Annotated in this window: 26 protein-coding genes; 8 read left to right on the top strand and 18 right to left on the bottom strand. The window is 60.5% G+C overall.

What is annotated here, in order from left to right; translation table 11 throughout:
• Nucleotides 1–5: 5 nt before the first annotated feature.
• Nucleotides 6–461: an IS200/IS605 family transposase gene (tnpA, locus tag WDN10_01250; protein MEJ0053342.1), complete on the top strand. Its 456-nt coding sequence runs from the start codon at nt 6–8 to the stop codon at nt 459–461.
• Nucleotides 462–544: 83 nt separating this feature from the next.
• Here tnpA and murF read toward each other — a convergent pair whose 3' ends face one another.
• Genes murF through mraZ form a run of 5 tightly spaced genes read right to left on the bottom strand, consistent with a single transcriptional unit; the run spans nt 545 to nt 5,307 of the window.
• Nucleotides 545–1,825, bottom strand: a complete 1,281-nt coding sequence (gene murF, locus WDN10_01245; protein MEJ0053341.1) for a UDP-N-acetylmuramoyl-tripeptide--D-alanyl-D-alanine ligase — start codon at nt 1,823–1,825, stop codon at nt 545–547.
• The gene (locus WDN10_01240) at nt 1,809–3,536 is read right to left on the bottom strand and encodes a penicillin-binding protein 2 (protein ID MEJ0053340.1); all 1,728 of its coding nucleotides are present in this window, start codon (nt 3,534–3,536) and stop codon (nt 1,809–1,811) included. Before WDN10_01240 ends, murF begins: the two co-directional genes overlap by 17 nt.
• A 9-nt stretch (nt 3,537–3,545) precedes the next feature.
• Nucleotides 3,546–3,845 (bottom strand): hypothetical protein, encoded by a 300-nt coding sequence (locus tag WDN10_01235; GenBank protein ID MEJ0053339.1) that lies wholly within the window; start codon nt 3,843–3,845, stop codon nt 3,546–3,548.
• A complete protein-coding gene (gene rsmH / locus WDN10_01230; protein ID MEJ0053338.1) occupies nt 3,838–4,809 on the bottom strand; it encodes a 16S rRNA (cytosine(1402)-N(4))-methyltransferase RsmH in 972 nt (323 codons plus the stop codon). The genes WDN10_01235 and rsmH overlap by 8 nt, the downstream gene beginning before the upstream one ends.
• A gap of 6 nt (nt 4,810–4,815) precedes the next feature.
• Entirely contained in the window at nt 4,816–5,307 is a 492-nt protein-coding gene (gene mraZ / locus WDN10_01225) for a division/cell wall cluster transcriptional repressor MraZ (GenBank protein ID MEJ0053337.1), read from the bottom strand.
• 504 nt (nt 5,308–5,811) lie between these two features.
• Between mraZ and WDN10_01220 the strand changes: the two genes are divergently transcribed.
• Together WDN10_01220 and WDN10_01215 are read left to right on the top strand one after the other, a co-directional pair.
• The gene (locus tag WDN10_01220) at nt 5,812–6,615 is read left to right on the top strand and encodes a hypothetical protein (protein ID MEJ0053336.1); all 804 of its coding nucleotides are present in this window, start codon (nt 5,812–5,814) and stop codon (nt 6,613–6,615) included.
• Nucleotides 6,616–6,669: 54 nt separating this feature from the next.
• Nucleotides 6,670–7,305: a phosphoglycerate mutase family protein gene (locus tag WDN10_01215; protein ID MEJ0053335.1), complete on the top strand. Its 636-nt coding sequence runs from the start codon at nt 6,670–6,672 to the stop codon at nt 7,303–7,305.
• Here WDN10_01215 and WDN10_01210 read toward each other — a convergent pair.
• Nucleotides 7,277–7,627 (bottom strand): DUF2000 family protein, encoded by a 351-nt coding sequence (locus tag WDN10_01210; GenBank protein MEJ0053334.1) that lies wholly within the window; start codon nt 7,625–7,627, stop codon nt 7,277–7,279. The two genes, WDN10_01215 and WDN10_01210, sit on opposite strands and share 29 nt — an antisense overlap.
• A gap of 58 nt (nt 7,628–7,685) precedes the next feature.
• Nucleotides 7,686–9,179, bottom strand: coding sequence for a lysine--tRNA ligase (gene lysS, locus WDN10_01205; protein MEJ0053333.1), 1,494 nt, complete (start codon nt 9,177–9,179; stop codon nt 7,686–7,688).
• 108 nt (nt 9,180–9,287) lie between these two features.
• On the opposite strand from lysS, the gene WDN10_01200 reads away from it, so the two are divergent.
• Nucleotides 9,288–9,461 (top strand): DUF1328 domain-containing protein, encoded by a 174-nt coding sequence (locus WDN10_01200; GenBank protein ID MEJ0053332.1) that lies wholly within the window; start codon nt 9,288–9,290, stop codon nt 9,459–9,461.
• Between the two features lie 71 nt (nt 9,462–9,532).
• Here the strand turns inward: WDN10_01200 and greA are convergent, their stop codons facing one another.
• Genes greA through WDN10_01170 form a run of 6 tightly spaced genes read right to left on the bottom strand, consistent with a single transcriptional unit; the run spans nt 9,533 to nt 15,021 of the window.
• Nucleotides 9,533–10,003, bottom strand: coding sequence for a transcription elongation factor GreA (gene greA, locus WDN10_01195; protein MEJ0053331.1), 471 nt, complete (start codon nt 10,001–10,003; stop codon nt 9,533–9,535).
• 58 nt (nt 10,004–10,061) lie between these two features.
• A complete protein-coding gene (locus WDN10_01190; protein ID MEJ0053330.1) occupies nt 10,062–11,720 on the bottom strand; it encodes a penicillin-binding transpeptidase domain-containing protein in 1,659 nt (552 codons plus the stop codon).
• Complete coding sequence (locus WDN10_01185; GenBank protein ID MEJ0053329.1) at nt 11,717–11,971, bottom strand: hypothetical protein; 255 nt, start codon at nt 11,969–11,971, stop codon at nt 11,717–11,719. The genes WDN10_01190 and WDN10_01185 overlap by 4 nt, the downstream gene beginning before the upstream one ends.
• Nucleotides 11,968–12,762, bottom strand: coding sequence for a rod shape-determining protein MreC (gene mreC, locus WDN10_01180; protein MEJ0053328.1), 795 nt, complete (start codon nt 12,760–12,762; stop codon nt 11,968–11,970). Before mreC ends, WDN10_01185 begins: the two co-directional genes overlap by 4 nt.
• A complete protein-coding gene (locus WDN10_01175; protein ID MEJ0053327.1) occupies nt 12,734–13,786 on the bottom strand; it encodes a rod shape-determining protein in 1,053 nt (350 codons plus the stop codon). Before WDN10_01175 ends, mreC begins: the two co-directional genes overlap by 29 nt.
• A 2-nt stretch (nt 13,787–13,788) precedes the next feature.
• Nucleotides 13,789–15,021 carry an aminoacyl--tRNA ligase-related protein gene (locus WDN10_01170; protein MEJ0053326.1) on the bottom strand — a complete coding sequence of 411 codons (1,233 nt, stop codon included), beginning with the start codon at nt 15,019–15,021 and terminating at the stop codon, nt 13,789–13,791.
• A 116-nt stretch (nt 15,022–15,137) separates the two neighbouring features.
• Between WDN10_01170 and WDN10_01165 the strand changes: the two genes are divergently transcribed.
• Nucleotides 15,138–15,533: a hypothetical protein gene (locus WDN10_01165; GenBank protein ID MEJ0053325.1), complete on the top strand. Its 396-nt coding sequence runs from the start codon at nt 15,138–15,140 to the stop codon at nt 15,531–15,533.
• A 44-nt stretch (nt 15,534–15,577) separates the two neighbouring features.
• On the opposite strand, the gene WDN10_01160 is transcribed toward WDN10_01165, so the two are convergent.
• Entirely contained in the window at nt 15,578–16,681 is a 1,104-nt protein-coding gene (locus WDN10_01160; protein ID MEJ0053324.1) for a M50 family metallopeptidase, read from the bottom strand.
• Here WDN10_01160 and WDN10_01155 point away from each other — a divergent pair.
• Nucleotides 16,662–17,105 (top strand): hypothetical protein, encoded by a 444-nt coding sequence (locus WDN10_01155; protein MEJ0053323.1) that lies wholly within the window; start codon nt 16,662–16,664, stop codon nt 17,103–17,105. The genes WDN10_01160 and WDN10_01155 overlap by 20 nt on opposite strands.
• A 54-nt stretch (nt 17,106–17,159) precedes the next feature.
• Here WDN10_01155 and frr read toward each other — a convergent pair whose 3' ends face one another.
• The 3 genes from frr to WDN10_01140 form a co-directional block, all read right to left on the bottom strand.
• Nucleotides 17,160–17,711, bottom strand: a complete 552-nt coding sequence (frr, locus tag WDN10_01150; protein MEJ0053322.1) for a ribosome recycling factor — start codon at nt 17,709–17,711, stop codon at nt 17,160–17,162.
• 102 nt (nt 17,712–17,813) lie between these two features.
• Nucleotides 17,814–18,647, bottom strand: coding sequence for a hypothetical protein (locus WDN10_01145; GenBank protein MEJ0053321.1), 834 nt, complete (start codon nt 18,645–18,647; stop codon nt 17,814–17,816).
• 110 nt (nt 18,648–18,757) lie between these two features.
• The gene (locus WDN10_01140; GenBank protein ID MEJ0053320.1) at nt 18,758–19,447 is read right to left on the bottom strand and encodes a hypothetical protein; all 690 of its coding nucleotides are present in this window, start codon (nt 19,445–19,447) and stop codon (nt 18,758–18,760) included.
• 368 nt (nt 19,448–19,815) lie between these two features.
• Between WDN10_01140 and WDN10_01135 the strand changes: the two genes are divergently transcribed.
• Together WDN10_01135 and WDN10_01130 are read left to right on the top strand one after the other, a co-directional pair.
• The gene (locus tag WDN10_01135; protein ID MEJ0053319.1) at nt 19,816–20,571 is read left to right on the top strand and encodes a hypothetical protein; all 756 of its coding nucleotides are present in this window, start codon (nt 19,816–19,818) and stop codon (nt 20,569–20,571) included.
• A gap of 170 nt (nt 20,572–20,741) precedes the next feature.
• Nucleotides 20,742–21,035: a hypothetical protein gene (locus WDN10_01130; GenBank protein ID MEJ0053318.1), complete on the top strand. Its 294-nt coding sequence runs from the start codon at nt 20,742–20,744 to the stop codon at nt 21,033–21,035.
• 68 nt (nt 21,036–21,103) lie between these two features.
• Here WDN10_01130 and WDN10_01125 read toward each other — a convergent pair whose 3' ends face one another.
• The gene (locus WDN10_01125; GenBank protein ID MEJ0053317.1) at nt 21,104–22,117 is read right to left on the bottom strand and encodes a rod shape-determining protein; all 1,014 of its coding nucleotides are present in this window, start codon (nt 22,115–22,117) and stop codon (nt 21,104–21,106) included.
• Nucleotides 22,118–22,216 lie beyond the last annotated feature (99 nt).

Below are 22,216 nucleotides of genomic sequence, written 5' to 3'. Positions count from 1 at the left end.
CCCTCATACGTATTTCGCGAAACAAACGTACGATACGCACAGTATCTCACTGTTTCTATGACCTCAAATACCACTTCGTCTGGACGCCCAAGTACCGTGGCAAGGTGCTCGCTTCCGACAAGGTCAAGCACGAGGTGCGCAGGATATTCGAATCGATCTGCCGTTGGAAGCACTGGGAGATCGTCGAGCTCAGCATCCAGGACGACCATATCCACCTCGTCCTCCTTGCGACGCCTCGGGACTCCGTCTCCTATGTCATGCAAATCCTCAAGGGCAAGAGCTCTGCCTGGCTCAAGAAGAAGATCAAGCGCACCCACGACCTCTACGAGCGCCAGTCTCTCTGGGCGCGCGCGGGTACTTCGTCTCCACCATCGGACTCGACGAGTACATCATCCGCCGCTACGTACGCCACCAGCATCATCACGAGGAGATCGACCAGCCTTCGCTCTTCGCGAAACTGATCGCCTAGCCTGCGTCAAGCAGGCAGACGCAAAGCCGCCGGACCTTAGTCCGGCGGTTGGTTACTATATAAAACGGAACCCAATCAAAGCTTCCGCTTCCACTCCCGATCCTGGCGCACCAGCTTCGCGGCATCGAGCGGATCGGCAAGGAGCGCTTCCGTTACGCGCTCCATGCGCATCGATTGGGAGCCTTTGATAAGCAGGACATCGCCTTCTTGTATAAGGCCGCGAAGCGTGCCCGCCGCTTCCCGCGCGCTGTCGAAGGCAAGCACGTTCTCTTCGTTCCCTTCCCGCGCCTTTTCGGCGAGCGCTCGGGCGCGAATACCGACCGCGACGACGATATCGGCGCTTTCGGCGGCAAGCGCTCCGATGCGCTCGTGCTCGGCGACCGAATAGCGCCCGAGCTCGAGCATATCCGCGAGAACGGCGATGCGGCGCTTCGCCCGCAGCAGGTTGAGCGCTTTGAGTCCTTCCTCGACCGCTGCCGGAGAAGAATTGTATGAGTCGTCGATAAGGAGGGAGCCGTTCGCGCCCTCAAGGAGCCGCGTGCGCCCTGGAGGCGGGGCGTAGCTTGCAAGACCTTCGAGGGCATCGGCAAACGACAAACCGAGCGCGAGCGCCGCGGCGATCGCAGCGGCCGCCGGAAGAAGCTGCTGTTCGCCAAGCGCGCCGCGAATGATAATCCGCGCTTCTTCCTTCGCCGCGCGAAGCGTGGCCTGCATGCCGACCGGCTTTCCTGCTTCGATATGGAGCCCCGGATTTATGACTCGCACGTCAGCATCCGGTGCCATGCCGTACGTAACGGTCTTGGTGTCGAGGCGCTTCGCGAGCGCGAGCGCGAAAGAATCGTCCGCCGAAAGGACGAGCGGGGCACCGGGGGCGAGCGCATAGGCGGGGGCGAACTCCTCTTCCCGCACTGCTTCGGGGCTCGCATAGGCCTCCACATGCACGGGCACGGCCGGGAGCCTTGTCACGATCACGAGGCTCGGCGTCGCGATCCGGAGTATCCGTGCCAAATCTCCCGGGCGGTCGGCGCCAACCTCAAGTACGAGCACTTTCGGATAGTGGTTGGGAAGGATAAGGAGCGCGAGTGCTTCCTTGAATACCCGCGCCCAGCCGAGCGGATTCGACCACGGGTTCGCCGCGCCGAGGATCGTGAGCGGGACGCCGAACTCGCTGTTATAGCTTTTAGCGCTCGCCCGGACGAAGAGCGCCGTATGGAGCGTCGCGGCGACCGCGTCCTTGGTCGACGTCTTCCCCACCGATCCCGTGACCATGACGATGGCCGGCTTGTACTTGCGCACGATAAGGCGCGCGAGCACCGCAAGCAATTCGGCCGTTATCGATCTAAGGATTGTTTTCATTGGCTCGGTCGGGCGGGACGCCGTAGTAACTCACGAGGAAATGCACCAGGTCCGCGAAGGTGTCCGTGAGCGTCTCGGACGCATATTGTACGCCCTGGGGCTTAACCGTATAGAGGAGGATTATGAAGTGCGGGGAATACGAGGGGAAATAGCCGAAGAAGGAGTGGAAATACTCGTTCGCGTAGTATCCCCCGCCGGGCGCGGCCATCTGCGCCGTTCCCGTTTTTGCGGCGACCGACATCTCGGGGATCTTCTTCGCCCCGTGCGCGAGCGCCGTGTCGACGACCTGCGTGAGCATCTGCGTCACGGCCTGCGCGCTTTCGGGCTTGAAGACCGGAACCGGCTCTCCCCAGTCGAGCGTCTTCGTGATGCCCGAATCGAGGCGTATCGCGCGCGCAAGATGCGGCGTGACCATGCTGCCGCGATTCGCGAGCGTTCCGAGCGCGCGGATCATCTCGACCGGGGTTTCGGCGATACCCTGCCCGAACGACATGTTGTCGTACTCGAGCTGGCGGGGACTTTTGAGGTTTCCCGTGATCCCGTGGATTTCGCTCGGGAGATCGATGCCCGTCTCCTCGCCGAAGCGAAGAGACGTAAAATAGGTGCGGAAGCGGTCTGGCCCGAGCCTGGTCGCGATATACGACGCGCCCACGTTAAGCGACTGCGAGAGCACCTCCTGCATCGGCACAACCCCGCGGGCCTTGAGGTCGAAGTTGCAGATCTTCGATCCGTTCACCTCGATGCATCCCGTGTCGTTGTATGTCGTCGAAGGCGTTACTACCCCGGCGTCGATACCCGAAGCCATCGTAAGGGGCTTCATAATGGAGCCGAATTCGTAGACGCTCGAGACGAGCGGATTCCCGAAATGCTCCGCGTTCCCGTTCTGGAAGTCGGAAAGGTCGAAGCCCGGCGTCGCGCCAAGCGCGATGATTTCCCCGGTCGCGGGATTCATAATGATGCCTCCGGTCTCCCGGCTCGCATACTTCGCCTGCACGGCCTTCAGGTCGTCCTCGAGGTGCGCCTGCACCTGCGGCTCGATGGTGGTCTCGATGTCCCCTTGGCGGCTTGCCCGCGCGTCGACGAGCGCGTTCCCGAGGTTCGCGAAGAGCTGCGCAAAGAAATTCTGATAGAGCGAGCCGTTGTCGCGGGCGAGCGTGTCGTCGTAGTAGCGCTCGAGGCCGTAGCGCCCGGCGAGCGTGTCGCCCCCGTTATAGGCGATAAAGCCGATCGATTGCGCGGCGAGCGCCCCCCCCGGATATTCCCTCCAGCGCTCCCGGAGAGGACTTACGCCCGGGATCTTAAGCGCCGCGATCCTGGTACCGACATCTTCCGGAAGCCGGTGCGCCACCTCCTCGTATACGTCGTGCGGTTTCGTAGCCGCGGCGATGAACGCGTCGTGGTCAAGCGGCGTCAGGGCGGAAAGAGCCTGGTATGCCGCCTCCGCGTCTTTAATCTTTGAAGGATTAAGCGAAAGCAGGAAGCCCCTTCCAAGGCTTGCCGCCGAGATGAGCGTGCCGTCCTGGCGCGTGAAATAGATTGATCCGCGATCGAAGAGCGCCTGGCTTTGCGAAAGATACTGCCGGTCGGCCCGGAGCGCATACTCCGAACCGTTCACGATTTGCACGAAATAGAGGCGGGCAACGAGCAGAAGAGCGATAAGCCCTATGATCCCGAGAAGTATGCGCAGCCGTGCTCGGAATGTCGCGCGCATGCCTTTCTGTTAGCGGCGCCCGGTATTGATCGCCGCGCGAGCCGGACCTTCGACGAAATTCTTCGCGAGCGGAGCGGAGTATCCGAGGCTCGCCGGGTCCATCGCCCCGAGCGCCGCGGTTTTCTCGAGGTAGCGGATTTCAAGAAGGCTCACCTGCGCGCTTCCGTCCCGGACCGACTGTGCCGTCTCCGTCTGCACCGCGGCATAGGACATGACGAACGCGATGAGCGCGATATAGGCGACGACGAGCACGGCGACCACGCCGCCGAGCCACTGCACCAGGGAAAACGCATGGACGACGCTACGCATAGGCATGGTTGAGAGACTCCTCCTGGCGGGCAAGTCCGGAAACGCCGACTTCAAATACCCGGAGCTTCGCGCTTCGTGCGCGCCGGTTCTCGCGCACGGCCGCGAAGCTCGGGACGACGGGCTTTCTCGTAACAGGCGTTCCTTGTCCCGTATGCGCCGCATCCTTGAAGAAGCTTTTAACGATCCGGTCTTCGATGCTGTGGAAGGTGATGACCGCGATGCGTCCGCCTGCTGCCGCGCGGGAAAGCGCCGCGGAAAGGCCGTCCCGAAGCGCTCCGAGTTCGTCGTTCACCGCGATCCGCAGCGCCTGAAATGTCTTCGTTGCCGGGTGCGTCCGGCGGTGCTGGTACCAGGCGGGAGTGCCAAGCTCGACCGCATGCACGAGGTCGGCGGTGGTAAGAAGATGTTTCTCCCTTCGGGCCGTGACGATCGACTTCGCGATGCCGCGGGCGAAGCGCTCTTCCCCGAGCGAATAAATGAGATCGGCAAGCTCCTCTTCGGAATAGCCGTTAACGATTTCTGCCGCCGTCTGCTGCCCCGCCGCGCTTCCATACGCCATCAATAACGGCTCGTCCGCCTGGAAGGAAAATCCGCGATTCTCCGCAAGCTGGAAGCCGCTCCATCCGAGGTCGAACAGGATCTTATCCACCCGCTCTATACCAAGCGTATCGAGTATCGACGGGAGGTTGCGGAAATTATCCTCGACCAGATGAACGTGCGGGCGGGCGCCGGGAGCGCGCGGATCGGCCGCAAGCACCTCCTTGGCCCGCTTGAGCGCCGCCGCATCCGCGTCGATTCCTATAAGCGTTCCCTCCGGGCCGAGAGCCTCGAAAAAGCTCTTGAAATGCCCTGCCCCGCCTACCGTCGCGTCCACCACGACATCAGTCGCCTCTATCCGAAGCGCCTCAAGGACCTCCGGGAGGAGGACGCTGTCGTGCCTGGCTTCAAGGGTGCGCGGTTCCATACGTATTTAAAGAGTCCCTTGCCCGCCTACCTTCTCCGCATATGCTTCAGCATCGCGCTCGATGGCTTTGGTGTATGCCTTCCACGCTTCTTCTTCCCAGATTTCGACCCGGTCGGCGACGCCTGCGACGACCGCCTTGCCCTGTATCCCGGCGAACGCCTTGAAGTTCTCGGGTATCAGGATGCGCCCGGCGCTATCGATCTCGGCGTCGGACGAGCCCGCGAGGAAAAGGCGCGCGAGTCCGCGCTCCGCGGCATTCCCGCTCGCCTTCGCGGCGTATTTTGCCGCTTCCTTCTCCCACGCCTTGCGGGCATATACGTAGAGGCAATGATCGAGGCCGCGCGTGATAATCACCGCGCGGCCAAGATCCTTCCTGAACCTCGACGGAAGGGAGATCCTGTTCTTTGCATCGAAAGTGTGGAGGTATTCGCCGAGGAACATGGGTTGATGAGCGGCCGGATCGGCAGGAAGCGGCCATGACTCCGCTTCCCACTTCACTGACCATTAAGGGAGTATATCCCACTACTACCCACCAGGTCTTTTCCGAGCCCTTCACAATGTGGATAACTATGGTGAACTATAGTTCACTCTTCGTACTCTTGTGTTCACGGCGTCGCCGCCCGTCGCTATTGACCTGAGTGCGCGCCGGTGCTATCGTGCTCCGAGACAAATCCTTTGATCCGGGTCCCTCGCGCCGCGGGGGACTGGGCCCGGGTTGCCAGTGCGGCAAGGAGATTTCTGCGTGAGTGGAAATCCGGATTCCTCCGTAACCATGGGACAACCGTTGCCGGAGTCGTAAGGCTTCCGAGGCGGTAAGCGGAGCGGGCATGCCCCGTTCCGGAACATTGGGTGGTATCGCGCGGAATCTGGTAAGACTCCCCGCCCCTTTGCACGTCATTTTTCGACGCGCACAAGGGCGGGGAGTTTTGTATTCAGAGCTCCCCATGCAAGCATCGCCGCTTGTCCCCAGTACCTTACACCGCAAACAAAGGAAACCTGCTCATGTCAACGCTCTCATTCGATTCGGTTTTCCCAAATGGCATCGGGTCGCTTGCATGCGAGGTTCCCCTTAAGGTTAAAAAGGGGATATCGAGAAGACTCAGGTCAAAGAAGCTCATCCTCGTTTCCGCAGTTTGTCCTGATTATGCCCGCAGCGAACGGGGCTTCACCTACATGGCGGTATCGGGCGGCATTCCCCATATCGCCAAGGCGCATCTCGAGATCGTTCATGCCTTGTTGGCACGACTTCAAGAATGGGGTATCGATCTCGAATACCACGTAACGCTTGCGGATACCGAGTACGATCTCCCTTTCGTCATGCGAAAGATGGTCGATGGCGATCCGCTTGCGTTCCTCGAACGCTGCCAATCGAGTTGCGAGCGGATTATCGAAGAGGCCAGTCGCCGTTCGCTACCGCTCAAAACCTGCCGGCGCTTTACGCGGGCCTTCCCTACCTGGTTCACCACGTATCACGCTGCGCTTGCGGAGGTGCGGCGCGAACTGGAATCCGACAGCTCGGTACGCATGAATGTCGACAGCAACGCGGGAAGTCGGATCGCTCTCTACCAGGCGATGACCAGCGAGACCGTGACCCATGCGTACTGCAGAGAGATGGCAATCCGGCAACTCGCCCAATACATGGCCTGGGGACGGCTTGCCGAGGAAGTGTTCGGCACGGGAGCGGTGATGATAAACCACTCCACGCCGAATCTAAGCCGCGTGAATCATCCGTTCTCGCGGGAAGGAAAGGAAGCGATTCCCATCCTTCAGTTGGCGCAGTCAACGATGCCGGTTACCGGCGATTGAAACCGAAGACCCTTCCCGAACGTTCGGGAAGGGTTTATTCTTATAAAACGAATCATGAACATCCCGATCATAACCAGCGCCCCGATCCGCTATCAGATCGGAGATCACGACCTCTATGATTCGTTTGACCTCGTATCACGCGGAGAAATGACCGCTTCTCTGCAGGAAAACGCGAGCAGCATCGTGCGCGATTATCAGTTTGATTTCCCCGTCGAGAAGATTCAAACGATTTTTATCGCCGAGAAAGGCCAGACATTGGACACGGCCAAACTGCTCATCGAGACAGGGCGTTCTCCGCGCGCGGCGATTATTTCTCTGCCGGAGCTGAATGGAATCCGCTTCAGCATGCAAAATCTCATTCCTAAAGACGCATTTGCCCGGCTCTCCCATGATCAGGCCATGCGAACCGCGCGCGAACAATTCATCATACAGCTGTTCAATAACCGACTGACGGAATCACTCGCCTCCGTGAAAGCTCGGATGAAAAGCTTGATTGAAATGCTGAGAGAGCGGGAGAACGCACTTTGCATTTCTCACGGATTTTATGTGAAGCTTTTGCAAGTGTATGTCGGGTCTCCCCATGCTTTTACCGAGCTTGAAGCCCTTCAAAAGGCTTTCGAACCCGACGAAAGACCCTATCAACCGCTCCAAGGATTCACGCTTACGAATACAACGGAAATTCGCGCGTGAGCTCCTCGACCACCGAAGACGGACCGAACACAAGCACACCGAGGAATTCTATATCGTCGAGATTCTTGGCGGCGGTCCGGTCTATCACCTTGCGATCGCTGGTGATCTCGATCATCTCGCGTGTAAATACTTCGACCTGAAGGCCTCGCTGCTTCGCAGCTTCAAATAGACTCTTAAGATCACCCTCTTCACCGGACTCTTTAAGCATGAGCGCATGCTGCAGGTTAAGCGGAAGCGCGACGCCATCTTTGGTCGTGATGGTTTCTTGGGACAACAGTCTCCTTCCCTCGCGTATACCAAGTTCCGCGACAAGGTGACCGATCGTATTGAGGAGTTGCCATGACTTGAGACCGCTTTGCTTAACTACCGCAACCGCGACTTCATTCTCTCGGTCTCATAAGCGGGAAAATCTGCGCCTCCCGCACCGGCACTCCTTCAAGGAAACTGAAGAGACGCTCGGAGACGCCGAACCCGAACGCAGGCGGCATGCCGTATTCGAGCGCCTCGACGAACGACGCATCGTTCATCTGCGCTTCCTCGTCTCCTCCGTCGCGAAGCGCCTGCTGGTGCCGGAACCGTTCCGCCTGATCCACCGGATCGTTGAGTTCGCTGAAGCCCTTCCCGTTCTCCGAGCCCCCGAGTATCACCTGGAAACGCTCGACGACGCGCGGATCCTTGGGACTTCGCTTCGCAAGAGACTCGAGATAGACCGGAACGCCGATGAGGAAGCCCGGGCCGCCAAGGGTCTTTCTAACCTGCTTCCAAAGCAGATCGACGCCGCGCTCGATATTGAGTGTCGGCGCGTCATAGGCAATGTCATGTTTTTTAAGCGCGGCTTCTATCTCCCCGACGTTCGTCGCAAGCGGGTCGATATTGAAATGCTTCTTGACGAGGGTGGAGTAGTCATAGCGCTCCCAGGGCTCCGCGAGGTCGACGTCGAAGCCGCGGATGGTGAATTTCGTCGTGCCGTAGACGGCCTGGGCGACGTGGCGATAGAGCTTCTGGATCATTTCCATCCCCTGCTCGTAATCCATGAAGGCTTCATAGGATTCCATCTGCGTGTAGTCCTGGAGATGTTCGGCGGACATTCCTTCGTTCCGGAAGATCCTTCCGATCTCGAAGACCTTCGGCAGGCCCGCGACGAGGAGTTTTTTCTGCCAGAGCTCCCCCGCGGAAATGCGCAGATACGTTTCTATATCAAGCGCGTTGTGGTGCGTGATGAAGGGACGGGCGTCCGCGCCCCCTGTGACGGTCTCAAGAACCGGCGTCTCGACTTCCACATACCCCTCGGCGAGCAGGAACGCGCGCATGCTGTTCCAGAACACCGAGCGGCGCTTCACCCGCCCGGCGAGGTCCTTGGTGAGAAGGATGTCGAGATAGCGCTTCCGGTAGCGTTCATCTTCATCCTTGATGCCATACCATTCGCTCGGAAGCGGAAGCAGGGCTTTTGCAAGCATGCGCCAGCCGGATGCGAGGATCGAGCGCATGCCGCGCTTGGTCGTGAAGGCGGTGCCGGAAATCTCAATGATATCGCCCGCGTCGGCGAACGCGGTGAACCGGTCAAACGCTTCTGCGCCGAAGTCGTCCTTTTTTATATACGCCTGCACTTCCCCGCTGCCGTCGAAGAGGTCAAGGAAGAGCGAGCCGCCGTGCTCCCTAAGCGACATGATGCGTCCGGCGATGGCAGCGCCCGCGCCGCTTGCCTCAAGCGCCGCGTGTTCGGCAAGGAACTGTTCATTGGTATGCGTGCGCCGTGTGTCCGTCGGGTACGGGTCCATTCCCGCCTCGCGCATGCGGGCGAGCTTCTCCATTCTTTCCGCGCGTATGGCGTCCAGGGCCGACATCGTGCGGATATCGTAGCATGAACGAAGCATTTTTGAGGGGCTCCCAAGGCCAAGTTGCAATAGAGATGTCGTGTGCTATAAAATTCAGGCCGCAAGAGACGCGTTCATACCGGATGCGTGCGGTTCTGGAGGTTTGCCATGCTCGCATGGGCTCTCATGTTCTTGTTGGCCGCCATTATCGCCGGGGTCTTCGGCTTCGGCGGTGTCGCGTCTGTAGCGATGGGGATCGCGCAGATCCTGTTCTTCGTTTTCCTGGTCCTTTTCGCGATCATGCTCATCGCGGGCCTGCTTGTGCCTCGACACAGTCGATAGGCGTTGGCAGGCAGGACCAACGTGAAGCGCCCCTGCGTACCCGGGGCGCTTTCGCTTTTGTATCCTGAGGCCTATGCCACTTTCTCCACCGCGTACGTCTGTTTGCCTCCCGGGGTTTCGAACGTAAAGGTGTCGCCCTTTTTCTTTCCCATGAGCGCCGCTCCGAGCGGAGAAAGGTGGGAGAGCTTTCGTTCCCGCATGTCCGCTTCTTCGCTTCCGACGATGGTGTATTCGTGCACGTCACTCGCGCCGTCCTTCTTGATCGAGACTTTCGAGCCGAAGCCGACGACGTCCTTCTTCTTGCCGTCGGTGACGATTTTCGCGTTTTTCACGAGCTCGTCGAGCTTCCGGATGCGCTCCTCGGTCGCGGCCTGAAGCTCCCGCGCCTCCTGGTATTCGGCATTTTCCGAAAGGTCGCCAAGCGAGCGCGCGAACTCGAGGTTCTTCGCGATCTCGGTGCGGCGGACGGTCTTGAGCTCGTCGAGCTCCTTTACCATCTCGTCAAACTTCTCCTGGCTCACGAGCGTTTCTGTTTGCGGCATGAATAGTCGGTTATTTAAAGGTCGGAGTCATTGTACGCGAGGCGGGTGAAGGCGCAAGCTACTCGAAATACTCCGGCGCGGCCCGGTGGAGCGCCGTGAGGAACTGGTGCATGGCATACACGCCGCCGATCGCGTTGGTCGAAGGCCCCCGCTCCATGATGACGACGTACACGTATTTGGGGCGGTCGTACGGGAAGAACCCGACAGCCCACGAGTTGTACCACTCGTTATGGACGCCAAGCTGCGCGGTTCCCGTTTTCCCGGCAGGCTTTACGAACCCGAGATCGTTAAGTCCCACCGACGTTCCTTCGGTCACCCCCTGCCGCATTCCCTCCCGCACCACCTGCAGGTCCGCGGGATTGACCGCAAGCGATTCCCCCGACGGTGCCTGGCCCGCGAGTATCGTCGGGCGCACGAGCTTCCCGCCGTTTGCGATCGCCGCGATCGCCCGTGCCATTTCAAGCGGCGTCACCTGCATCGCATACTGGCCGATGGCGGTGTGATAGGTATCGCCGATGCGCCACGGATCATCGTATGTTTTAAGTTTCCATGCCGGGTCGGGCACGAAGCCGCCCTTCTCGCCCGGCAGCTCGATCCCCGTCGGGCTCGTGAGGCCGAAGGCGGAATACCAGTGCTTGAGGCGCTCGATCCCGAGCCCTTTGATATCGCCGTACCCCCCGCCGACCATATAGAAATACACGTCGGAAGACCAGGCGATCGCCCTGCGCAGGTCTTCTATCCCGATCACCTTCCAGTCCTTGAAGATCGTCGGGTGCGCGGGGTCATAGGGATTTGGCACCGAGATCGACCCTTGCGCGTTTATGGTGTATCCCGGCGTGATTACCTTGTCGGTGAGCGCTCCGGCCGCCTCGACCGGCTTCACGACCGAGCCCGGCGTATAGAGCCCTTGTACCGGACGGTTGAGGTACACCTGTCTTGAGTCGCTCGAATATCCGGCGATGACGCTTCCGGGGCCGCCGGAGGAAAGCACGTTCGGGTCGTATTGCGGATACGAAACGAGCGCCAGGAGTTCGCCCGTCTCGACATCCATGAGTATCCCGGAGCCTCCCTGAAACGGGATGCGGTCGGCAAGCCCCTGTATGGCGTCATACAACGCGGTCTGCGCGCCCGCGTCGATCGAAAGCTTGAGCGTCGCGCCGTTTTTTGGCGGGATAACGCTTCCTTCGGAAAGCTGCTTTCCGAGCGCGTCCTCTTCTATAAGGTGCGAGCCGTTCTCACCCGCAAGCTCCGCATTAAAGGCAGCCTCGACGCCCGCAAGGCCCGTGGTCTCGGTATCGTAATACTTGCCGCTTGAATCCTTCTTCGGGTACGAGACATAGCCCAGCACGTTCGCGAATCCCGGCGTCTTATAAATGCGCTCCGTGGAACTCGCGCTCGGCACATTTTCCGCAAGCACCACGCCGTTCCGGTCGGTGATGGCACCGCGGTCGGCGAAAAGCACCGTCTGCCGCAGGCTGTTGCGTTCGCTTTGGGCGGCGAACGCTTCTCCCTGCCACACCTGAAGCTTCCACGCCTGGCCCAGGAGCACGATGAGGAGGACGCCGAGCGCCCCGAGAAGGGCGGTATACGAGCGCTCCGATACGGGCTTTTCCAAACGGCCTTCGAGCCGTGAGCGGTCGAAGTCGGGCAGGTTCGAAGAATCGAGGAATATCTCGTCGGGAGCGAGTTCGTGGTCGCGTATCGTGCGGCGCCTCATCCCGCTATGATACGCGTCTCGAAGAATTTGCGCACGAGTACGGCTCCGAGCGCCGCTCCTGCCCCGACAAGCGTCATGAGGGGGAACGGATACGCGCCGTGCGTGAAATAGAGCGCGTCGGCAAAGAGCCCCACGGCAAGCGCCGCGAGCGGCTCATACGCGGCCGCAAGGCACATCCCAAGAATGGCAAGAGGCCACGGGAACCAGAGCGCGGCGATGAAGGCGAACGCGATGCTTGCGGCGCGCATCATGGCGCGCCTCCTTTCGAAATCTCCACCCACGTAAGCGAGAAAAGGTTGAGGACCGGCTTCAGGCGCGCGGTCATGAACGCCGAGGACGGGTCTGCGTCAAGCCGCAGGATGGTCGCGACCGGTATCGCGCCTTCGCCGGGAAGATATATCGTGTCGCCGACGCTAAGCTTCGCGTCCTTGGGTATCGAAAGCGAAAAGGCTCCCCCGCCCTCTCCGAAGAGCGTCACCGGAATCCGCGCATTCCCGGCCCAGCCCGGCGTCTCCGTTCCCGGCGCGCTATACAGCACGATGCGCGCGGAGCTTCCGGCGGCGCTTGCGACCGTGCCTATCGGCACCCCTGCGAGGGCGGTGACCGGATCTCCTGCGACGACGCCCGCCTCGCTTCCCTCGTCGACGACGAGGATGTCATAGGAGGAGAACGGCGGCCGCGCGAGCACGGAAGCGGGTATGCCGGATTTCGCGGCAGGCCGCGCGCCGAGAAGTTTGGTAAGGTCCGCTACCTGCGCGGAAAGCTTTCCTCGTTCTGCGAGCAACTGCACGTTCTCCGCCTTAAGCGCGTCGCGTTCCTTGGCAAGATTCGCGGCGTTCCCGAAGCTGGTCATCGCCGTATACGTTCCCGCGCTTAAGGAACTGCCGGCGTTCCAAAAGGGCGTCGCGATCGCGATCGAAAGCCCCGGCGCCACAAGGCGCACCAGTACGAACAGCAGCGCCACGGCCAGGATGCCCGCCCCTATCGAGAGAGCCCCCGGCGCCAACAGCGCGTTACGCCTCCTTAAGAATCGCGTCTTCATTGAGAAATACGTCTTTCCACGGTTCCGGGTCCTCCGTCACGATGCCGGTGCCCCGCACGACGGCGGTCAGAGGATCGGGAGCCACGTGCACCGGCACGCCGAGCATCTTCTCAAGGAGCTCGGGAAGCCCGCGAAGCAGCGCCCCGCCCCCGAAAACCGTTACGCCGCGTTCAAGAACGTCCGAGAGAAGTTCCGGCGGTGTCTTCTCGATCACTTCCTTCATGGCTTCCATAAGGGCATCCAAAGACGGCGCAAGCGCCTCGCGGATATGGGTATCGTTAAGTTCGACCTCCCGCGGAAGTCCGGTCGCAAGATCCCTCCCGCGGACCGCTTTTGTCAGCGGCTCCTTAAGCGGCGTCACCGCGCCGATTGCGATCTTCGTGTCTTCGGCGGTGCGTTCGCCGATCGCGGTATGAAATTCGCTCCGGAGGAAGTCGATGATGTTGTCGTTGAAGCGGTCGCCCGCGACGTGCGAGCTCTTTGAGGCGACCGTGCCGCCCAAAGAAAGCACGGCGATATCGGTCGTGCCGCCGCCGATGTCGAGCACCATCGTGCCGACCGCCTCGTGTATGGGAAGTTTCGCGCCGATCGCCCCCGCGACTGGCTCCTCAAGGATATAGACTTCGCGAGCACCCGAGGTGAGTGCGGCATCGCGCACCGCCCTTGATTCGACGTTCGTGACGCCGGTCGGGACGCCGATCACGACGCGCGGCCCGAAGAGGCGCGTGCGGTCTTTCTGTGCCTTGGCGATGAGGTACGCGAGAAGTTCCTCCGTCACTTCGAAGTCCGATATAACCCCGTGCGAAAGCGGCCGCACGGCGCGGATATGCGGCGGCGTCTTGCCGAGCATCACTTTCGCTTCGCGCCCGACCGCGACCACCTGTCCGGTCTTGTCGTTTACTGCGACCACCGACGGCTCGTTGAGCACCACGCCTTTTCCGCGCACGTACACGAGCGTATTGGCGGTGCCGAGATCGATGCCGATGTCGCTTGAGAACAGGGAGTTTCGGGAGAAGCGGGACATGGTTAAATCGCGAGGAGTTCCTCCTTCGTTTTTTTCGTTACCTCGCCCGTCCCGCGATTCACGAGTTCGAAGATACCGCTTGCCGCGTCCCTGCCGGCATTGATCCGCCACGGAATCCCGATGAGATCGCTGTCCGCGAATTTCTCTCCCGCGCGCAGATCACGGTCGTCATACAGTACCGGCGCCCGCGTTCCGAGATGCTCATACAAGTCTTCGGCGGCACGCACGGATTCCGCGTTATCCGGTATCAGCAGGGCTATATGGAACCTGAACGGAGCGACGCTCTCGGGCCATACGATTCCCTTCCCGTCCGCGAGCGCCTCGACGATAACGCCCATGAGGCGCGTCGTGCCAAGGCCGTAGCAGCCCATGACCGGATAGCGGTCGCTGCCGTCTTCCGCCTTATAGGTGAAGCCGAGCGCTTTCGGATAGCGGTCGCCAAGGTCGAACACGTTTCCGACTTCCGACGCGACCCCTTTCCTGAGCGTTCCCTTGCCGCAGTTCGGGCACGTATCGCCTTCGGCCGCTTTTGCCACTTCGAGATTCACGCAATAATCGCATGCTTCGCAGTAGAAAATGGTATCCTCGCCCGCGTCGGTGAGCACCATGAATTCGTACGAAATCTTCTCGCTGAAGCTGCCGCCCGAGGCCTCGGTCACTTTCGCGACGAGTCCGCAGCGCTTGTAGATACGGAGGTATGCCGCTTTCACGATCTCATAAAATCGCTCGAAGTCCTCCTGGCTCGTATGGAAGCTGTACATGTCCTTCATGCCGAATTCCCTTCCGCGCATGATGCCGGATTTCGCGCGCAGCTCATCGCGGTATTTTTGTCCGATCTGGTAGACGGCCTTCGGCAGGTCCTTGTACGAAGGCGCGTATTCGCCCGCGATCGGCGTCACGATTTCTTCCTCGCTTTGCCCGATGGTGTATTCCTTTTCGGTCCGGCTCAGGATTTTGAAAAGCACGTCCACCTTGTCCCAGCCGCCGGTCTTTTTCCAGGGCTCCGAAGGATGCAGCGTCGCCAGGCGGGTTTCCTGGCCGCCGATGGCGTCCATTTCCTCGCGCACGATCGACTCGATATTGCGCAATACGCGAAGGCCGAGCGGCAGGTATGAGTAGGAGCCAGCCATTTCCTTGTGCACGTATCCGGCACGAATGAGAAGCTGCGCATTCTTCGCCTGCTCGTCAGACGGCGCCTCGCGCCGGGTTTTGGTGAAAAGCTTCGATTGCCGCATCGATACAGTATAGGCCTTTGCGTGATTCCTGCAAAAAAGCGGTTATGCACCCGCCCTGCTTGCAAGCGGGCCGGGACGCGCTATACCGAGTGGGTCCACCTAGGGGAGTTAGTGCCATGAAGAGACTTGCACAAGCAGGCGTGGTGGCGGGGTTGTTCTTTCTGTTGGCGCCGTCCGCACAGGGGCAGATGGTCGGGGCGAAGCTCGTCGACTATCCCCTGCTGCACCAGAAAGGCCTGGATATCCACGGCCGGATGGTGTGCGGAAATGCGAGCGAAGACGGTACCGAGGCGTTCAATGCGGCGGTCGACGTTGCAGCGGATCCCAAACGAGCGGGACATGAACGCGTGAAAAGCGGGATGTGCAGCACGTTCGACGGGCATCTGCCGCTCGTGTTCACGGGTCTTGGCGCGACGGTGTCGGGCCCGAACGGCACGTCCATCATCGCGGGAGTCTATGTCTCGGACGGCGCTGCATTCGTCATCGTACCGATGTCGCCGAACAACAGTTAAAGGTCAGGAACACGGCCGCCTTCGAAAGAGGGCGGCCGGAATGTTTATACGACCAGCTTATACACGTCGTGCGCCGTGACGACGAGCATGAGAAGCACCAGGAGCGCGAAGCCGACCGTATTCACCGCGGTCGCCACTTCTTTTTTGATAGGCCTTCTGATCACCGACTCGATGATGACGAACAGGAGTCGCCCGCCGTCAAGCGCGGGAACGGGCAGGAGGTTTATAAGGGCGAGGTTTATGGAAATGATGGCCGCGAGCGTGACGAGGTTCCCGAAGCCCTGGGCCGAGGCCGTGCCGACCGCGCCCGCAATCCCTACGGGCCCCGAAACCTGCGAGAGGTCGGCCGAGAGGGTAAAGAGCCCGGCGAAGAGGTGCGTGAGCCCGGCGGCGGTTTCCCTGGTGATTTCCCAGGTCATGTGCGCGCCTTCGAGGACCGCGCGCCAGGGAGAGAGCGGAACGGTACCGACGGTCGCGACCGCGACCCCGAGCGCTACGCGTTCGGGGTCTGCCGCGACGATGCCTTTGGCCGGCGTTGCGGTGAGGGTAAGCGGCTTCCCTGCGCGCTCTATCGCTATGGATACCGGAATCGCTTCACCGTCCTTTGACATGAATGCCGTGAATTCTTCGGGCGATGCGCCCGTAAACACGTTCGGTCCGTAGGTTGCGGAGAGTATATAGTCGCCTGCCCGAAGGCCCGCGAGGCTTGCCGGAGAGCCAGGAAGCGCTTGCGCGACGGCAAGCCGCGCGTCCTTGGCTCCTGCGATCTCTTCCGGCGCGAGCGCGCGGGGAGTTCCGACGAAGAGCACGAGCGTGAGAAGAACGAACGCCAAAAGAAGATTCATCGCGATTCCCGCGATGAGGACCGCGGCCTGCGTCGGACGTGGCTTCGATGCGAAACTTCCGGAAGAATCTGCGCCGCTTCGCGGCGTTTCGAGGTCCTCCCCGTATATCTTCACGAATCCCCCGAACGGCACCGCGTTCAGGGTATATTCCGTTTCTTTATATTTGAATCCCGCAACGCGCGGCGGATATCCGATGCCGAACTCGTCGACGCGCATGCCCGAGAGTTTCGCGACGACGAAATGCCCGAATTCGTGCACGACGACGAGCACGACCAGGACGGCGATGAGCAGGATAACTTCCATCTCCGCAGTGTACTACACAGCCGCCGCCAGCGTGGTATGGTGGGGTCGGGTAGATGAGTGGAGCACCGTCATGGACGACAATTCTCCCTATGGAAAGGGTCTGAAGGTCATTTTCGAGATTCTGGTCGACGCCGCGCTTGACGGCGCCCGTTGCCCTACGACTTCCGGGAAAGCCCGGGACGGGACGCCGACGCTGCGGGAAGCGTTCGAAAAGCGTGCGCCGCCCGGTGCGGCCTTCTATGCTAACGCTCTGAACGCACTCGCCGAGCGGGGTCTCATACGAATCGAGATATGGGCTCACAACTGGAGGGTAGTCGAGATATGCGGAGGCGAGCACATAGGGAGACGGACGAAAGAGAGTCCGCTTCCCGGGGCGAGGAAAATATACAAGACGGTTACCGCAGAGACACGCAGTTCTTCGTGAAGCCTTGGCCGCCCGCACGTCGCGGGCGGCACCGCTTTTCTCTCCCAAGAAATGCTATTGAGCAATCTCCTCTTCCTTTTTCTTCGCGAGCGCGGCAAGATCCTCCTGCGCCTTGTCGATCTGCTTCTGCACGTCTTCCTTGAGGCGCGCGAGCTCGTCCTTGCCCATTCCTCCTTCCTTCTCTTTCGCCTCGAGGTCGTGGAGCGCGTCGGTGCGGTGACTGCGCAGCGTCACCTTCGCCGCTTCGAGCTTTTCTCCGGCGATTTTCGTAAGCATGGTGCGCCGCTCGCTTGTAAGTTCGGGGAAAATAACGCGGAGTCCCATATCATCGACCGCGGTCGAGATGCCGAGATTCGCTTCCGCAATTCCCTTCTCGATGTTTTTCACGAGTGTCTTGTCCCACGGGATGACGCGGAGCGTCCGCGCATCTTCTATCGAGACCGAGCCCAGCTGACTTATGGGCGTCCTCGTCCCGTACGCCTCTGGACGTACGCTATCAAGGAGCGCGGGAGAGGCGCGCCCGGTGCGCACCCCGGCAAGTTCCCGCGAGAGCCATTCCTTGGTCTCTTCTATTCCTTTCGCGAGCTTTGAAAAATCGTATGCCATGGAAGCCAGTATACCAAAAGAAAAAAGCCGCCGGGTGGCGATTCCGAGGCGAACCTCGGAATCGCTCCCTTGCGGCCTTTGTGGCGTCTGATGGCGCCAGTTTTATTCCCAGGCGTTCTTCTTGCCGCTCGTCTGGGGCGGCTTTTGCAGTGCCGGAGCCGGGGGCTCCTGGTTGCCCACGACCTTGAGGCCCGAAGCGGCGATGCACGCGCTCAGCTTGTTCATCGCATACGGGTCGTCGTTACGCCACTGCCCGCGGCACCTTTCCACGATGGCTTTCCCTTCCGGAGTCAGCACCGAGGTATCGAGGAAGGGTGCCTGCGTTGCGATGGCCGACGCGGCGGTGAGCGACTTCACCGTACCGTCGTAGTTGAGGTGGGTGACGCCGCTGCGCTTGGCGAAGCGGACATCGATCACGCCGAAGCCCGACGCCGCGCCCTTGATGCCGGCGCATTTCTCTTCGAACTGCAGGCTGTCGAGCACGCCCATCTGCGCGCCGTTGTAGGCGTACTGGACGGCGCCGGAAGAACCGCCGAAGATGGTATTGTCGGAGATGACCTTGAGCGGAAAAGCGACGCCGAGACTTCCGGCGGCACTTCCTGCTGCGACCGAGAGCCCGCCGCCGACTCCGCCGCTCACGGATGGCACCCAGATCGAGATGCCGTACGCGTCGCGCGCGACTTCGCAGTGCGCCTTGGCCTTCTCGACTTCGGCCTTCGTGCAGTCGCCGAAGGTCGCGCATTCGTTCGTGGAGTCCATCGTGATCCATTCGCGGCTGTTGCCGCAAAGCGCGAGCCCCAGCGGGTCCTTGGCGCAAACGACATTCTCCGACGACGGAGCTGTCGATGTCGCGGGAACCCCGGTGCTGGCGCAGCCCGCGAGAACCGTCGCGCTCAAAAGAAGCGCGCCGAGTTTTCTGGTTGATGTCGTACGCATGCGAATTCTCCTTCGCTGTATGAAGGGCCTTACGGCCCGACTGGTGGATCTGTTGCGGTTTTCGGGATTTCGCCCCTAGACCTCCCACCTAAGCTTATATCATGCGGTTTCTATGAAGTCAAGCCCTTCGGCAGAGTCAGGGAAACATGCTCGAGAATCATGCGAAGCGGGGCGGATCGGTCATGGAGATAGCCACGAAGGAGACTGATGTCAGAAAGGAACACGGCAAGCGCCTCGTCTTCCTTCTTTGCTTGCCATCGCTCATATGCAGCCCGCTCGACGCCGTCGAGTATGGATACCGCCGTATCGCGCGCGACGCGCTTCCTTTCTTCCCCCTTCGCATCCGCGAGCTTTTTTATCATGTCGCTCCGCTTCTCCGGGCTTGCGCCAAGAAATTGTTTTGCCTCGTCCCCGGTTCCTTGTCCTGCCTGTATCACGAAGTCCGGAAGAGGCAGGAGCCGCGAACGAAGCGTCGGAATCAGGCTTCCGGCGTGAGGGATAACCAGATAGAGGGCGGTGTCCGCGGGCGGCTCCTCGAAGAGCTTCAGGAGCGCGTTCTGCGCCTCGTGATAAAGGCGAGTCGCGGAAATGATGATCGCCTTCTTCTCTCCTTTAAGCGGGGCCTGCCAGGCAAGCTGATAGAGGGCGCGGGCGTCGTCGACCGAGAAGAGGCCGTACTCTCGTACGATGATATCGGGATTATGGAGAGAATCTCCCCCGACGAGTTTCGCGGCCGCCGCGATCGCGGCCGCTCTTCCCTCTTCGGCCGGTCCCGCGGCAAGATATGCATGATGTTCCATCTGCTCCAGCATACCGCACCGGCCGCTCTTGCTACTTACGGGCCCGGTGCTAATGTCTCAAACGGGGACGGCAAGCGCGCTGTCCGTGAGTAAAGGGGGAACGGCAATGGAAATTGACACGAGTTTTCGGAGCCTGCTCGTTTCGTGCGTGGTGGTCTGCGGTATCGTTTTCGTTACGATCGTCTCGATGATAAAGGCTGCATAACCCTTTATCATCACGGCCGCAAAGGCCGCGCTCAGGGCCCGGCACAAAGCCGGGCCTTTCGCTTTTCATGCCGAGTTCAAGGGCCTTGACAAGTGATTAAGCGCGTCCTATATTAGGGGCAGTAACCGGATTCACCCGAAGCGCGAAAGGAGGGGTAAAACCCATGCGCTCATTCATTGCAGTCCTTTTCAGTATCGCGTTCTCAACGTTTGCGATGTCAGCGCAAGCGCAGATCATCATTGGGGCCCCGCAAACCGTCCTCGAATCTTCTGGCAACACAGCGTCTTCGACGACGGTGTATCTCGGGGTCTCGAACAACTACATGTTCCAGGACTTCGGATTCATGGCGTCCCGCAGCGCCGTTGTCCAGGGCGGAGTGACCCGCTCCTTCGGCAACGGCAACTTCTGCGACCTGTGGGGCTCGGTCGGCGCTGGCGGCTCGGCAAGCGAAGTCGATCTGTCGTGCTGGCACGACGGGAAGCTCGGCTTCTTCGACTACGAAGTCAAAGGCGCCTATTACTTCCTGTCCCTCGGCAAAGATCGGATCGGTGACCTGCGCGACGATGCGTTCTACGCGCATCTCAACGTCGGCCACACGTTCGATCTCGGCGGCCGCTGGTCGGTCACTCCCTATGCTCGTCTGGAAGGAGTCATCGGCACAAGCGAGCTTCCCTTCCAGAGTGTGGTCCGGGTCATTCCCGCGTCGGTGACCTACCAGGCGACCGACTGGCTCACGCTCCAGGGCGAAGGCGGCAAGGTGTTCTGCCTCTCCGGCAACTGCTACAGCCCCTGGTATGCGGGCGCCTCCGGTACCATCCGATTTGGCGAAGACGTTTCGCTCATCGGCAAGTACAAGCCGTCCACGAGCCAGCGCGAGGACACCTCGTTCAGCATCGAGATCGACTGGAAGGTCAACTGACTCCATTCAGTCCGGAAAGGAGGTTATACAGCAAAGGGCGCCCCCACAGGGCGCCCTTTTTGTATCCGGTTAAATCCCGCATTTTGACCATTGACATTCCTTGACTCCTATGCTAGGGTATATTCAGGTATCAAACGGTTACGCGACCCCTCGCAGATAGGAGACATGCCATGCGACTTTCCACAACCGCCACGTTCTTCGCCGTCATTACCGGTCTCGCAATCGGTTCCGTCACGGATCCGGTCTTTGCCGCCGGTCCACACAGGTTCGGGGAAGTCACGCTCGAGCAAGTACGCGCGGATCTGGATGCGTGCAAGCGCGATCTCACCGTTCGCGGCATTCCTGATATTCCTTCGAAAGTGAAGGAATACAATGTCGTGCTGCTGTCGTGCTGGCAGGACAGAGCCGAAAACTCCGGCTACTACACCATCCTCGACCTGAGGCTCCCGACCAAAAAGCCGTAGTCGCCCGCGGACATACGGAAAAGGCCCGCAAGAAATTGCCGGGCCTTTTTCATTTGCGGTTCGCTGTTCTATTTCTTTGAAAGAATACTCTGCTTGTATGTATCGAGATGCTTGAGTGCGATACCAGTACCGCGTGCGACGCAGAAATAGGGATCCTGGCCGAGCTTTGCCGTGACGCCCGTGCGGCGGTAGACGAGCTCGGGCAGGTTCTTGAGCTGCGAGGTGCCGCCCGTCATGATGATGCCGTTGTCGATGATGTCGGAGGCAAGCTCCGGCGGCGTCTCCTGGAGGACCTTGCGCACCGCGCCCATCATCTCCCGGAGTTCCCGGCTCATGGCGCCGACGAGCTCGTTGGTCTTGAGTTCTATCGTGCGCGGGAGTCCTGAAACCAGGTCGCGTCCTTTTATCGAAAGCGCGGTCTCTTCCGCGACCTGCACCGCCGAGCCGATCTTGATCTTCACTTCCTCCGCGGTCTTGTCGCCTATCGAAAGATTGTATTGCTTCTTCACGTAGTCGATGATCGCGCGATCGAGGCTGTTGCCCGCGCACTTGACCGAGGTCGACGCCACAATGCCCCCGAGCGATATTACGGCCACGTCGATCGTGCCGCCGCCGATATCCGCCACCATGCGTCCCATCGGTTCCTGGATCGGAATACCCGCGCCGATTGCGGCGAGGATGGGCTCTTTTACGACATACGCATCCTTTGCTCCCGCCTTCACCGCTGCCTCGATAACGGCGCGCTTCTCGGTTGAAGTGACGCCTGCCGGGACCGAAATGAGCACGGTCGGGCGGAACGGGTTCCATCTCCCCAGGGCTTTCCGCATGAAGTAGCGGAGCATGGCTTCGGTCACGCGATAGTCGGCGATCACGCCGTCTTTCATCGGGCGGTATGCCTTGATGCTGTCGGGCGTACGGCCCTCCATCTTCTTGGCCTCGATCCCGATGGCGAGCACCTTATTCTTCTCCATAGATACCGCGACGACGGACGGTTCGTTGAGCACGATGCCGCGGCCCGGGACATAGACCAGGACGTTGGTCGTTCCGAGATCGATGCCAAGCTTGGGAGAGAAAAAACTCATGCGCGTATGATACCGCGTTTGCCTGCATGGGCGCAAAGCCATGCCGCGGCAATACTTGACATACTTATTGTATGTACGTATATTTTCAGGCAATTCCTA

It is taken from the genome of bacterium, from assembly GCA_037200965.1.
GTDB lineage: Bacteria > Patescibacteriota > Minisyncoccia > Phycocordibacterales > Phycocordibacteraceae > C7867-001.
Note: the sequence above shows the minus strand (reverse complement) of the source record. Positions and strands in the feature narration are given on the sequence as shown.

Coding starts and splice junctions, on each gene's coding strand:
- murF (MEJ0053341.1), bottom strand. CDS start 1,825: ATGAAAACAATCCTTAGATCGATAACGGCCGAATTGCTTGCGGTGCTC.
- WDN10_01240 (MEJ0053340.1), bottom strand. CDS start 3,536: ATGCGCGCGACATTCCGAGCACGGCTGCGCATACTTCTCGGGATCATA.
- WDN10_01235 (MEJ0053339.1), bottom strand. CDS start 3,845: ATGCGTAGCGTCGTCCATGCGTTTTCCCTGGTGCAGTGGCTCGGCGGC.
- rsmH (MEJ0053338.1), bottom strand. CDS start 4,809: ATGGAACCGCGCACCCTTGAAGCCAGGCACGACAGCGTCCTCCTCCCG.
- WDN10_01220 (MEJ0053336.1), top strand. CDS start 5,812: ATGTCAACGCTCTCATTCGATTCGGTTTTCCCAAATGGCATCGGGTCG.
- WDN10_01215 (MEJ0053335.1), top strand. CDS start 6,670: ATGAACATCCCGATCATAACCAGCGCCCCGATCCGCTATCAGATCGGA.
- lysS (MEJ0053333.1), bottom strand. CDS start 9,179: ATGCTTCGTTCATGCTACGATATCCGCACGATGTCGGCCCTGGACGCC.
- WDN10_01200 (MEJ0053332.1), top strand. CDS start 9,288: ATGCTCGCATGGGCTCTCATGTTCTTGTTGGCCGCCATTATCGCCGGG.
- greA (MEJ0053331.1), bottom strand. CDS start 10,003: ATGCCGCAAACAGAAACGCTCGTGAGCCAGGAGAAGTTTGACGAGATG.
- WDN10_01190 (MEJ0053330.1), bottom strand. CDS start 11,720: ATGAGGCGCCGCACGATACGCGACCACGAACTCGCTCCCGACGAGATA.
- WDN10_01185 (MEJ0053329.1), bottom strand. CDS start 11,971: ATGATGCGCGCCGCAAGCATCGCGTTCGCCTTCATCGCCGCGCTCTGG.
- mreC (MEJ0053328.1), bottom strand. CDS start 12,762: ATGAAGACGCGATTCTTAAGGAGGCGTAACGCGCTGTTGGCGCCGGGG.
- WDN10_01175 (MEJ0053327.1), bottom strand. CDS start 13,786: ATGTCCCGCTTCTCCCGAAACTCCCTGTTCTCAAGCGACATCGGCATC.
- WDN10_01170 (MEJ0053326.1), bottom strand. CDS start 15,021: ATGCGGCAATCGAAGCTTTTCACCAAAACCCGGCGCGAGGCGCCGTCT.
- WDN10_01165 (MEJ0053325.1), top strand. CDS start 15,138: ATGAAGAGACTTGCACAAGCAGGCGTGGTGGCGGGGTTGTTCTTTCTG.
- WDN10_01155 (MEJ0053323.1), top strand. CDS start 16,662: ATGAGCAGGATAACTTCCATCTCCGCAGTGTACTACACAGCCGCCGCC.
- WDN10_01160 (MEJ0053324.1), bottom strand. CDS start 16,681: ATGGAAGTTATCCTGCTCATCGCCGTCCTGGTCGTGCTCGTCGTCGTG.
- frr (MEJ0053322.1), bottom strand. CDS start 17,711: ATGGCATACGATTTTTCAAAGCTCGCGAAAGGAATAGAAGAGACCAAG.
- WDN10_01145 (MEJ0053321.1), bottom strand. CDS start 18,647: ATGCGTACGACATCAACCAGAAAACTCGGCGCGCTTCTTTTGAGCGCG.
- WDN10_01140 (MEJ0053320.1), bottom strand. CDS start 19,447: ATGGAACATCATGCATATCTTGCCGCGGGACCGGCCGAAGAGGGAAGA.
- WDN10_01135 (MEJ0053319.1), top strand. CDS start 19,816: ATGCGCTCATTCATTGCAGTCCTTTTCAGTATCGCGTTCTCAACGTTT.
- WDN10_01130 (MEJ0053318.1), top strand. CDS start 20,742: ATGCGACTTTCCACAACCGCCACGTTCTTCGCCGTCATTACCGGTCTC.
- WDN10_01125 (MEJ0053317.1), bottom strand. CDS start 22,117: ATGAGTTTTTTCTCTCCCAAGCTTGGCATCGATCTCGGAACGACCAAC.